Origin of the sequence: Mesobacillus sp. (genome assembly GCF_049588175.1) — a bacterium.
Classification (GTDB): domain Bacteria; phylum Bacillota; class Bacilli; order Bacillales; family Cytobacillaceae; genus Mesobacillus.
In genome coordinates, this window is the sequence record NZ_JBAVFI010000196.1 from 1 (window position 1) to 12,747 (window position 12,747).

The 12,747-nt window shown below is 42.7% G+C and carries 9 protein-coding genes and 1 other annotated feature; all 9 genes read left to right on the forward strand.

The features are described from left to right. On the forward strand, positions 1-892 hold an 892-nt coding region (gene hemC, locus WB217_RS04915; protein ID WP_423991194.1), incomplete at its 5' end, for a hydroxymethylbilane synthase. Continuing rightward, positions 889-1,674, forward strand: a complete 786-nt coding sequence (locus tag WB217_RS04920; RefSeq protein WP_423991196.1) for a uroporphyrinogen-III synthase — start codon at positions 889-891, stop codon at positions 1,672-1,674. The genes hemC and WB217_RS04920, both read left to right, overlap by 4 nt. Before the next feature lie 3 nt (positions 1,675-1,677). Next, positions 1,678-2,658, forward strand: a complete 981-nt coding sequence (gene hemB, locus WB217_RS04925; protein WP_423991198.1) for a porphobilinogen synthase — start codon at positions 1,678-1,680, stop codon at positions 2,656-2,658. A 127-nt stretch (positions 2,659-2,785) separates the two neighbouring features. Next, a complete protein-coding gene (hemL, locus tag WB217_RS04930) occupies positions 2,786-4,078 on the forward strand; it encodes a glutamate-1-semialdehyde 2,1-aminomutase (protein ID WP_423991200.1) in 1,293 nt (430 codons plus the stop codon). Positions 4,079-4,432: 354 nt separating this feature from the next. Then, positions 4,433-5,587, forward strand: a complete 1,155-nt coding sequence (gene spoVID / locus WB217_RS04935; RefSeq protein ID WP_423991202.1) for a stage VI sporulation protein D — start codon at positions 4,433-4,435, stop codon at positions 5,585-5,587. Between the two features lie 199 nt (positions 5,588-5,786). Then, the gene (gene ysxE, locus WB217_RS04940; RefSeq protein ID WP_423991204.1) at positions 5,787-6,836 is read left to right on the forward strand and encodes a spore coat protein YsxE; all 1,050 of its coding nucleotides are present in this window, start codon (positions 5,787-5,789) and stop codon (positions 6,834-6,836) included. Positions 6,837-7,228: 392 nt separating this feature from the next. Continuing rightward, positions 7,229-7,478, forward strand: a binding site (T-box leader). Between the two features lie 41 nt (positions 7,479-7,519). Next, positions 7,520-10,162 carry a valine--tRNA ligase gene (locus tag WB217_RS04945; protein ID WP_423991206.1) on the forward strand — a complete coding sequence of 881 codons (2,643 nt, stop codon included), beginning with the start codon at positions 7,520-7,522 and terminating at the stop codon, positions 10,160-10,162. Positions 10,163-10,241: 79 nt separating this feature from the next. Continuing rightward, a complete protein-coding gene (locus WB217_RS04950; RefSeq protein WP_423991208.1) occupies positions 10,242-11,555 on the forward strand; it encodes a bifunctional folylpolyglutamate synthase/dihydrofolate synthase in 1,314 nt (437 codons plus the stop codon). Between the two features lie 80 nt (positions 11,556-11,635). Then, the coding region (locus tag WB217_RS04955) for a GAF domain-containing protein (protein ID WP_423991210.1) at positions 11,636-12,747 on the forward strand (1,112 nt) is incomplete at its 3' end.

The window sequence follows — 12,747 nt, forward strand, 5'->3', positions numbered from 1 at the left end:
GACGCAGACAAACTGGGTAATAGAGCAGTTAAAAAAATTGGGAGCTCCTTTCGAGTTTGAAGTGAAGGAAATCCTTACCAAAGGGGACAGAATTTTAGATGTCACTCTTTCTAAAGTGGGAGGAAAGGGTCTATTCGTTAAAGAAATAGAACAAGCGATGCTTGACAAGGAAATCGACATGGCTGTCCATAGCATGAAGGATATGCCTGCTGTCCTTCCTGAGGGCCTTGTGATTGGCTGTATTCCATTCCGAGAGGATCATCGTGATGTCCTTATTTCAAAGGGAAATGTTTCGTTCAGCGAGCTAAAACCAGGATCAGTGATCGGAACGAGCAGCCTTCGCAGAAGTTCTCAGCTTTTAGCTCAGCGCCCTGATCTTGAAATGAAGTGGATTCGCGGAAACATCGATACAAGGATCGGCAAGCTTGACACAGATGAATATGACGCGATTATACTTGCCGCCGCTGGATTGAAGCGTATGGGCTGGGCTGATGATACAATTACAGAATTCATAGATCCTGAGAGCTGTGTCCCTGCAGTTGGTCAGGGAGCGCTTTCAATCGAATGCCGCGGTGACGATGAAGAGCTTCTTCAACTTCTTGAAAAATTCACATCCGTTGAAACGAGTGCGGCTGTAAGGGCAGAGCGAGCTTTCCTGCATAAAATGGAGGGTGGCTGCCAGGTGCCTATAGCAGGCTATGCTTATATTAATGAACAGCAAGAAATCGTTTTGACAGCCTTGGTAGGTTCACCGGATGGAAAAACGATCATTAAAGAACAAGTCAAAGGCAGGAATCCTGAAGAGATTGGTGAGCTTGCTGCAGAAAAACTGATCAGTGAGGGCGCGAAGGACTTGATCGATAAGGTTAAACAGGAGCTTGAGATTGAATGATTCCGTCTTTGCCGCTGCAAAATAAAACAGTCATGATTCCAAGGGGAAAGGCGCATGCAAAGTCTTTTTCCGAGTTAGTGGCTAAGGTTGGAGGGATTCCAGTGGAAATCCCTCTAATTGCCTTTCAGCCTGTTGCAGCAACTGAAGAACTGCATGAAATGATGAATAGCTTACATACATACGATTGGATCATTTTTACGAGCAATGTGACAGTGGAAACCTTTTATTCTTTAATGAATGCACTTGTACCATTTCCGAAGGTTGCCGTGATCGGTGATAAAACGAGGCAGGTTCTAGAAAATATGGGTGTTAAGGTAGACTTTACACCTGGGCATTATGTTGCTGAAGATTTTGTTGAAGAATTTCATTCTCACATCCGTGAGGGTTCACGTGTACTTATTCCAAAAGGAAATCTGGCAAGAGATTATATTGCTGCCACATTGAAAAAACACGGTGCTATAGTTGATGAGGTTGTCATCTATGAAACGTACCTGCCTGATGATAGCCGGGATAAGCTGATTCAGATGCTTAGAAATCGAAGACTTGATATACTTACATTTACAAGTCCTTCTACCATTGATCATTTTATGGAAATAGTAGAAGCTCAACAGCTCCAAAAAGAGCTTGATCAGTGTATCGTGGCCTGTATCGGCCCCGTTTCAATGCGGAAGGCGGAGGAATGGGGTTTGAATGTCCACGCTGTTCCTGATAAATATACTGTTGAAGAGATGCTGAAAAGCATAATTGAGTACTTAAAAATAAATCCGCATACTGGAGGGTAATACATGAAAAACCTTGAATTTAACCGCCACCGCCGTCTTCGACAAACTGCGAATATGCGTGCCCTGGTTCGTGAAAACTATCTTCGCACTGAAGATTTAATTTATCCACTGTTTATCGTCGAAGGAGAAAACATCAGGAATGAAGTATCTTCGATGCCAGGAGTCTTCCATTTGTCTCTTGATAATCTGAAAGAAGAAATCGCTGAAGTAGAATCTCTTGGTATTAAATCTGTCCTTCTTTTCGGCGTTCCAAATGAAAAGGACGAGGTAGGCTGCCAGGCATACCATGACCATGGTATCGTCCAGGAAGCGACTCGTGTCATTAAAAAAGATTTCCCTGACATGGTCGTCATTGCGGATACATGCCTGTGTGAATATACAAGCCATGGACACTGCGGCGTCATTGAGAATGGTAAGGTTCTTAACGATCCATCACTTGAATTGCTTGGTAAGACAGCTGTTAGCCAGGCAAAAGCTGGTGCAGATATCATCGCTCCTTCAAATATGATGGACGGATTCGTTACAGCTATCCGTTTTGCATTGGATGAAGCAGGCTTCCAGGACGTGCCAATCATGTCTTATGCTGTAAAATATTCATCTGCATTCTATGGACCTTTCCGTGAGGCTGCAGAAAGCACTCCGCAGTTCGGTGACCGCAAATCCTACCAAATGGATCCTGCAAATCGTATTGAGGCAATGCGTGAAGCTGAGTCAGATGTCATGGAAGGTGCAGACTTCCTGATTGTGAAGCCAGGCATGCCATATCTTGATATCGTCAGGGATGTTAAAAATAATTTCAACCTTCCTGTTGTAATCTATAATGTCAGCGGAGAATACTCCATGGTCAAAGCTGCCGCACAAAACGGATGGGTTGATGAAAAAAGCATCGTGATGGAGATGCTGACAGGCATGAAACGAGCAGGCTCTGACCTGATCATTACCTACCATGCTAAAGATGCTGCACGCTGGCTGAAGGAACAATAAGATTTTTTAGAACCCTTTATAAAAAGGATCTGTTAAAGGTCAATGTTGATGTTTAAGTCCTGTTGATTGGAGCGGAAACCAACAGTCCAGATTTGCAGAGCCTATAAAAACGAAATGAGGGATATATATGCGCTCATATAATAAATCGATTGAAGCTTTCAAAGAAGCAAAAGAGATCTTGCCTGGAGGGGTTAACAGCCCTGTCCGCGCATTTAAATCAGTGAACATGGATCCAATCTTCATGGAAAAAGGAAAGGGTTCGAAGATTTACGATATCGACGGCAATGAATATATTGATTACGTGTTGTCTTGGGGCCCGCTGATTCTTGGCCATACAAACGATCGCGTAGTTGAAGGAATCAAGAAGGTAGCCGAGCTAGGAACAAGTTTTGGTGCTCCTACTTTGGTAGAAAATGAACTTGCACAACTAGTCATTGACCGCGTACCATCCATCGAAATGGTAAGGATGGTTTCTTCAGGCACAGAAGCGACGATGAGTGCCCTTCGTCTTGCAAGAGGATATACAGGCAGAAATAAAATCCTCAAATTCGAAGGCTGCTATCACGGCCATGGCGATTCACTGCTCATTAAAGCTGGCTCAGGCGTCGCTACGCTTGGATTGCCTGACAGCCCAGGTGTTCCAGAAGGAGTAGCGAAGAACACGATTACAGTCCCTTACAATGATCTAGAGAGCGTCCGTTATGCATTTGAACAATTTGGCGATGATATCGCTGCGGTAATCGTTGAGCCAGTTGCAGGGAATATGGGAGTTGTTCCACCTGTTCATGGTTTCCTTGAAGGCCTGCGCGAAATTACCACTCAATATGGTACAGTATTAATTTTCGATGAAGTCATGACAGGTTTCCGCGTTGGCTATAACTGCGCACAAGGATATTTCAATGTCACACCTGATATTACTTGCCTTGGCAAGGTAATTGGCGGAGGGCTGCCTGTTGGAGCATATGGCGGTAAAAGAGAAATCATGGAACAAATTGCTCCAAGCGGTCCTATCTACCAGGCGGGAACACTTTCCGGGAATCCGCTGGCAATGACTGCGGGACTTGAAACATTGAGCCAGCTGACACCAGAAACCTACAAGGAATTCGAACGGAAAGCTGACATCCTCGAAGCAGGTTTGAAAGCAGCGGCTGAAAAATATGATATCCCTCATACGATCAACCGTGCAGGCTCAATGATCGGCATCTTCTTCACGAATGAAAATGTCATCAACTATGAGGCTGCCAAAACATCAAATCTTGAATTCTTTGCTTCCTATTATCGTGAAATGGCTAATGAAGGAGTATTCCTCCCGCCATCACAGTTTGAGGGCTTATTCCTTTCAACTGCACATACAGATGAAGACCTTCAGAAAACAATTGAAGCTGCAGAGAAAGCCTTCTCCAAGCTGCAAAATAAATAAGACGATTAAGACACTTTTCTATATGAAGAGTGTCTTTTTTGTTGGCTCTGTTAAAGCCCAATGTTATTTTTAAAACCTGTTGATTGTAGTGGAAGGCGCGAAGACTCCTGCGGGCTTAGCTGGATAGGTGAGACCCCGCAGAAGCGAAGCGACGAGGAGGCTTAGCGCCAGCCCCGCGGAAAGCGAAGCGCCTGGAACGAAAATCAACAGCCTTGTTAACAGAGCTAAAAAATAAATAAAATATCCTTTAATTCACTCGAGTATTGGTCTAAATTATCATAAAAGCAAATATAGACTCATAAAGTGTTAATGACATAGTGATTTTACGCGTAAGGAATGAAAGGAGGAGTCGCTTTGTCTCAGGGAAATCAATCGTGCCTGCGATTTTCGTTAGAGGAGTCAGTATGGTTTCAAAGAGGACAGGAAGTCGCAGAGCTTGTCTCGATTTCACTCGATCCGAATATAACGATACAGGAAAACGAGCAATATGTATCCATTCGCGGATCGCTGGAATTGACTGGGGAATATACATGCCATGAAAATCAGCAAGAAAACTCGGAAGATCATATCCCAGCTCTTAAGTTCGTGCATTCTGTGATGGAGAGGGATGAGGGGGTATATGAATTCCTGCACCGCTTTCCAGTCGATATCACCATTCCGAAAAACAGAATCGAAAGCATTTATGACATCAATATCAATGTAGAATCCTTCGATTACGTTTTTCCGGAAAAGGATCGCCTGAAGCTGAATGCTGATCTGGCTATTACAGGCTTATACGGTGAACAGCAACATGAAACCGAAGAAAACCAGGAAGGTGCTAGTGAAACTGAGGAGCTTCAATTCAGCTTCCGTGAAGAGCAAACAGAAGAAGCTACAGCCAAAAACCAAAATGAAGAAGAGGCGGCAGAATTCGACTTTCCAGAAGCACCAGCATATTCATTTGTCCAGCAGAACGAAGCTTTGAATCAGGACGAGGAAAATACATTCGAAGAGGAATTGTATGCACCGTTCCGGGCGGAAGCGAGAAAAACTGGTGCAGAGGAAAAGGTTGAGGAGCCTGTATTGCAGGAACAGCGTCATTTACAGGCCGTTCCTGAATATTCCTATAGCGATTTTAGGAATGAGAATGCACCAGCGGAAGAAACCGAGGTTGAGGCTGAACAGGAAACCGAAGTCGAAATCGAAGAGCCGCCAGTGGAGGAGAACAAACCTGCTAAAGTCCAGGATGTTGAGGAAGAAAGCTCATCTTCTCCAGTAATGAAAAAGAAAAAGCCGAATATGAAAAAAGGTATTTCAATCGCAGAGTTTTTAGCAAGGAAAGAAGAAGAAGTTGAGGTTGCTAAAATAAGAGTCTGCATCGTGCAGCAAGGCGACTCGCTCCAATCTATTTCTGAGCGCTATGATGTGCCTGTACAGCAGCTTTTGCGAGTGAACCATTTGAGTATTGATCATGAAGTCAAAGAAGGCCAGGTTTTATATGTACCAGGTGTAGCTGTCCACCATCAATAACCTAGTGACAAAACTACCATCTAAGCAATTTCAGCAAATACAAAAATTAGAAGCAACGCCTTGTCCGAAAAGCTAGTTGTCAGGGCTGGTTTGGGTGCTTGCCAGGGTTGCTTCAGCTTTTCTTGTGGGCAGGTGTCTAACACCTGCTCAACTCTATTTTCATGCATATTTCCAGGGAAAAAGAAAGTGGGCGATACCAATGGATGATCGCAATTTTTTAAAGGAAGAAGCAGAGGTATTAAAGCAATATCCGGTTGAGCCATACTTTGCGGAGGATTTTGGCAAAATTAAAAAGATTTATACAAGAACCGGCACATTTGCCTTAAAAAAAATTCATCCATATGAAGGCACAGATTTTATTAAGCATATTCAAACCCTTTACCAAAAAGGCTTTAACAGAATTGTTCCTGTTTATCCTGCGAATGATGGCAGGTATGCCATTTTGCATAATAAATCTCTTTATTACCTGATGCCGTGGATTCCTAATGAAATGAAAGAGAATCATCAATCAGAAAGGCAAAAGCAACTGTTCAGGGAATTGGCGAGGATGCATACTTTGTCAGCAAAGGAGCTCGAAATCAGTCCTGAGCTAAAAAAGGAACACTATGAACAAACCTTGAAGGAATGGGAAAAAGAAGAGGAATTTATAAATGGATTTATTGAGAGCTGTGAAAATAGAGTATATATGTCACCTTTTGAATTAGCCTTCTGCCTGTATTACAGCCAAATCACCCAGGCTATCCAGTTTGCCAAACAAAAGCTTGAGAGCTGGCATGAGAAAACAAAGGATCAAAAAAAGACTAGGACCGTCATCTTGCATGGGAAAATCTCAACGGAACATTTCTTGTTCGATGAAAGAGGATATGGTTATTTCATTAATTTTGAGAACGCGAGGCAAGGTTCACCAATTCAGGATCTATTACCCTTTGTATCTAGGTCGTTAAAAACAATGCCCCAACGTTCTGAAGAATCTATTGACTGGATTTACGCTTACCTAAAATATTTCCCTTTCCGAGAGGATGAGATGCAGTTATTCATGGGCTATTTGGCATTTCCGGCGGGGATCATCCGTGTAGCTGAAACCTATCATCAGCGAAAAGCAGAAATTGATGAAAGGAAGTTTGTCCAAAGATTGCAGAGGCAATATTGGCTTTTAAGCAATACTGGATATGTTGTAACGAAAATGGATGAGATAGAAAAACAGAAACAGCAAGCGAAGCAAGCACAACAAGAAGGAGCCCAGAGCTAAAATATGCCCTGCGGCTCCTTAAAAGATTTCAAATTTTATCGCCAGAGCGATCATGATAAAGATGGATAACAGCAGTACATCAAAAGTCGTTGGGAAAAATAGCGTCCGAAATCCTTGGAAAATGCAAAAAGGAAAGATTAATTGAGCACAGATGCCTCGAGCCGTTCGGGCCCACCTAGGGAGTGTATATGGATTATACCTTCGTCTCTTCATCTCCATCCCTCCAAACCGACAGATATTCCTTTTTTATTCTATGAGCCGTTTGCCTAAAACGTGCTAATAAATGGAACAGTATGATGCAAAAAGTATAAAATATAAAAAAATAGGAAATGATGATTGACGTCATTCCCCTTTTTTGGGTAGTATAACTAATATACAAAAACACAATAAAGTGAATAGCTTTGACAGGGAAGAGTACATTATCATTTAGCTTTAAGAGAGGAAAACCATTAGCTGCAAGGTTTTCTAAGCTGAATCAATGGAAGGTCGCCCTAGAGCTTCTCCTGCTAACGGAATGAGTATTCCTTTTAACAGGCGACGGTGAAGAGCCGTTATTTCCTCAAGAGCCAGCATGTTGGAATGATTCTTTTCCCATGTTGGAAAAAAAGGTGGTACCGCGAACAAACTCCATTCGTCCTTTTACGGCGATTGGAGTTTTTTTATTTTATTTTTTAGGAGGAATCATGATGGAAGAGAATTTATCAATGCCTACTAAATACGATCCGTCCTCGATTGAACAGGGCCGTTATGAATGGTGGATCAAGGGTAAGTTTTTCGAAGCTAAAGATGATGCACAAAAGCAGCCATATACGATTGTTATCCCGCCGCCGAACGTGACAGGAAAGCTTCACCTTGGGCATGCCTGGGATACAGCTCTCCAGGACATCTTAACTCGCATGAAGAGGATGCAGGGATACGATGTTCTCTGGCTGCCAGGAATGGATCATGCAGGAATCGCAACGCAGGCGAAGGTTGATGAAAAGCTACGCAGCCAAGGAATCAGCCGCTATGATTTAGGACGCGAGAAGTTCTTGGAGGAAGCGTGGAAGTGGAAAGACGAATATGCTCAGCATATCCGCAAGCAATGGTCAAAGCTTGGTCTTGGTCTTGATTACAGCCGTGAGCGTTTCACATTGGATGAAGGACTGTCTGATGCCGTAAAAGAAGTATTTGTTTCCCTGTACCGCAAGGGTCTTATCTATCGTGGTGAATACATCATCAACTGGGATCCAGCAGCAAAAACAGCTCTTTCTGATATTGAGGTTATTCACAAGGATGTACAAGGTGCGTTCTATCATATGAAATATCCTCTTGCTGACGGTTCTGGACATATTGAAGTAGCAACTACAAGACCAGAAACGATGCTTGGTGATACAGCGGTAGCTGTACACCCAGAAGATGACCGCTATAAGGATTTAATCGGCAAGACGGTAATCCTTCCGATCGTTGGCCGTGAGATTCCGATTGTTGGCGACGATTACGTTGATATGGAGTTTGGTTCTGGAGCTGTAAAAATTACTCCAGCACACGACCCTAACGACTTTGAAATCGGCAACCGCCACAATCTTGAGAGAGTACTAGTCATGAATGAAGACGGAAGCATGAATCACAATGCCGATAAATATCAGGGCATGGACCGTTTTGAATGCCGCAAGCAAATTGTTAAGGACCTTCAGGAGCAGGGTGTTTTATTCAAGATTGAAGAACACATGCACTCAGTTGGACATTCAGAACGTACAGGCGCAGTTGTCGAACCATATTTATCGACACAATGGTTCGTTAAGATGCAGCCTCTTGCTGATGAAGCGATCGCTCTTCAGCAAAAAGAAGATAAAGTCAACTTCGTACCTGAGCGTTTCGAAAACACTTATCTACGCTGGATGGAAAATATCCGTGACTGGTGTATTTCCCGTCAGCTATGGTGGGGCCACCGCATCCCGGCCTGGTATCATAAGGAAACTGGTGAAGTTTACGTGGATCACGAGCCTCCTGCGGATATCGAAAATTGGAATCAGGACAATGATGTACTTGATACATGGTTCAGTTCAGCTCTATGGCCTTTCTCAACAATGGGCTGGCCTAATGAGGAAGCCGCTGATTACAAGCGCTATTACCCGACAGCTGCTCTGGTTACAGGCTATGATATTATTGCATTCTGGGTTTCCAGAATGATTTTCCAGGGACTTGAGTTCACTGGCAAGCATCCATTCAAGGATGTACTGATTCACGGACTTGTTCGTGCCGAGGATGGCCGAAAAATGAGTAAATCATTGGGCAATGGTATTGACCCGATGGATGTCATCGATCAATATGGCGCTGACTCGCTACGCTACTTCCTGACAACAGGAAGCGCTCCTGGTCAGGACCTTCGCTACAGCACAGAGAAGGTAGAAGCAACGTGGAACTTTGCCAACAAGATTTGGAATGCATCCCGCTTCGCATTGATGAACATGAACGGACTTAAATATGAAGAAATCGATTTGAGCGGCGAAAAATCCGTTGCTGATAAGTGGATTTTAACAAGGCTGAATGAAACGATCGAAACAGTGACAAGGCTGTCTGACCGCTATGAATTTGGTGAAGTAGGAAGAGCCCTTTACAACTTCATCTGGGATGACTTCTGTGACTGGTACATCGAGATGGCTAAGCTTCCTTTGTATGGGGAAGACGAAGCTGCTAAGAAAACGACTCGATCAATCCTTGCATATGTACTTGATAACACAATGCGTCTGCTCCACCCATTCATGCCGTTTATTACCGAGGAAATATGGCAGAACCTTCCTCACCAGGGCGAGTCGATTACAACAGCAAGCTGGCCACAGGTTGATCCAGCATTAACCGATAGCGATGCTGCTGATGATATGAAACTGCTCGTTGAAGTAATCAGGGCAGTAAGGAACATCCGCTCAGAGGTGAACACACCGCTTAGCAAAAAAGTTGATATGTTCCTGAAAGCAAAGGATGAAAAGACTCTTAATACGCTTGAGGGCAACCGCGGATATATTGTTCGCTTCTGTAATCCAGAAAACCTGCAAATCGGCCTTGAAGTCGACGCTCCTGAAAAAGCGATGACAGCAGTAGTAACAGGACTGGAAATCATCATGCCGCTTGAAGGATTAATCAACATCGATGAAGAAATCGCTCGTCTTCAAAAAGAAAAAGAGAAGCTGGATAAAGAAGTAGAACGTGTCCAGAAAAAGCTTGCTAATGAAGGCTTTGTAAAAAAAGCTCCTGAAAAGGTCATTGATGAAGAACGCGCGAAAGAAAAGGATTACGTTGAAAAACGTACTGCTGTTGAAGCGCGCATTAATGAATTAAGAGGATAAGCCTTATATAAAATGATAGATCTTAAATTTGAAGGCGAACCAATATTGGTTCGTCTTCATCTTGAATTGGGGTGCTGAAATGTTCCATACATATGAACAAGCAGTAGATTGGATCCATGCGAGAATTAGGCTCGGAATCAAACCAGGATTAACAAGAATGGAATGGATGTTGGAAAGACTTGAACATCCAGAAAGAAGGATAAAAACCATCCATGTTGGCGGTACAAACGGGAAAGGATCGACTGTTACTTTTCTTCGTTCCATCCTGGAATCAGCCGGCTACCTGGTAGGCACCTTTACCTCTCCATACTTTGAGCAGTTTAATGAAAGGATCAGCATTAACGGCCAGCCAATCAGCGATGAAGACCTTGTCGAGCTGGTTAACGTCATCAAGCCGCTGGCGGATGAATTGGACCGAACAGAATTGGGCGGACCAACAGAGTTTGAAGTAATCACGATTATGTCAATTTATTACTTTGCCAAAATCTCTCCCGTGGACGTTGTGATTTACGAGGTTGGCCTAGGAGGAAGGTTCGATTCCACAAACGTCATTCATCCTTTATTATCGATTATTACAAGTATTGGACTCGACCATACAGCTATTCTTGGGGATACATATGAAAAAATAGCCTTTGAAAAAGCAGGTATTATTAAGAACGGCGTAAGCGTCATTACAGGTGTGAAACAGCCGGAGGCATTAGAAGTCATCCGCCAAAAAGCTGATATAGGAAAGTCGCCTATCTATCAACTGGGGGAACAATTCTTCACAAACTCTAAAACTTCCATGAAGAATGGGGAACAATTCACGTTTAACAGCATGTTCACACAATATGAGAAGCTTGACATATCCATGATCGGGTCCCACCAAGTAGATAATGCCTCTTTGGCAGTGATGGCTTCTCAAATCCTTGCTAATTATTACTCGTTCATAATTGAAGAATCACATTTGAGAGAAGGCTTGAAAAAGGCTTACTGGCCAGGCCGGCTTGAGGTATTGTCTGAAAAACCCTACGTTCTGATCGATGGTGCACATAATGAGGAAGGAATAACTGCTCTTGCCAGTGAAGTAAACTCCAGATATGCCGATAAAAAGATTAGCATCCTATTTGCGGCTCTTACAGACAAGAAATTGGACAGGATGATTGCCATTCTCGAAGATACGGCGGATTCCCTAACATTCACGACATTTGACTTTCCAAGAGCAGCGAAAGCAGAGGAGTTAATTGAAGCTGGAAAAGCAGCTGACAATATGACCATAGCAAATGACTATAAAATTTATCTTGAACAAAAAATAAAGGAATTAAAGGAAAATGAAATTCTGCTCGTGACAGGTTCACTTTATTTCCTTTCAGAAGTAAAACCCTTGCTCACTCAACTATTAAAAAATAAATAAGAAAATTATGACATTCGACAAAAAGTTTGCTACACTATTTAAAAAGTATGACTTTTTACCTAAAAAAAGGAGGTGGATAGATGAAGATTTCTCCAATCGTAAAAAAAGCTATTTGGTTTGCCTGGCTGCTGGTTGTACCAATCGGAATCTGGGTAACCTATCAAGTCTATCCACCTTCAAGTGATATATCTTTGTGGGAAGTATTCACATTCCTTTTATTAATGTCAGTAGTGGCTGCCATGCCAATGGTCGTCAACAATACACCGATTTTCCTGATACAATGGGTATCTCTCGCAGTATTCCTGACATACGGTATTTTTGTAGAAATGGTTTTGATGCAGATTTCAGTGCTGATTCTTTTAATGAGGATTCGTGTACAAAAGACTGATATATACAGATTTCCATTAAACTCGTTAATGTTTTTTATCGTGTCATTACTAAGTGGATTAATGTATTATGCTTTGGGCGGGACCCATGGTGATTATTTGGCAAAGGATCCATATACTTATTTCCTCGGAATTGTTTATGCCATCAGTAATTACGGAGTTAATACAATTTTTCTTTTAATACTGCAAGCAGTCATCTTAAAACGGAAGGGTCCGTATTTCGGGAAAGATTTCATCTGGGAAACAGTTACGACTTTGATTACTTTCCCGATAGGTTTTGTACTTTACGAATTATATAAAAGTGAAATGGGGCTATATTCATTACTTTTTGTAGGAATCCCTTTTGCTAGTCTATCTATTATTCTCAGTCTCTATTATTCAAGCGGCAAGGTGAACCAATTTTTACAAAGTGCTGCAGAAATCGGGCACCAGCTTGCTGAAAGGCTGAAAGCAAATGAAGTCATAGATTTATTCGTCCAAAAGCTGATTGAAATGCTTCCTGTAGACTATGCGTATATTCTTGATGTCGTCGATAATAAAGAGTTAAAGCTAATCTATAAGGTAGAACATGGAGAATTTCTCGAACCGGCAGCTGCCCCTTTAAAAAAGGGTGAGGGAATCAGCGGACTTGTATGGGCTGATAAAAAGCCTGTGCTTTTTCATTCCAAAAAGCAATGGAAGCAAATCAACTCTGGTTATATACCGCCGAGTGTTGAAAGCATCTTAAGTGTCCCGATTGTCAGGAACGCCCAGGTAATAGGGGTCCTGGTTCTGGCCGCTAACAAAAAAAGGGCATTTGAGAAGTC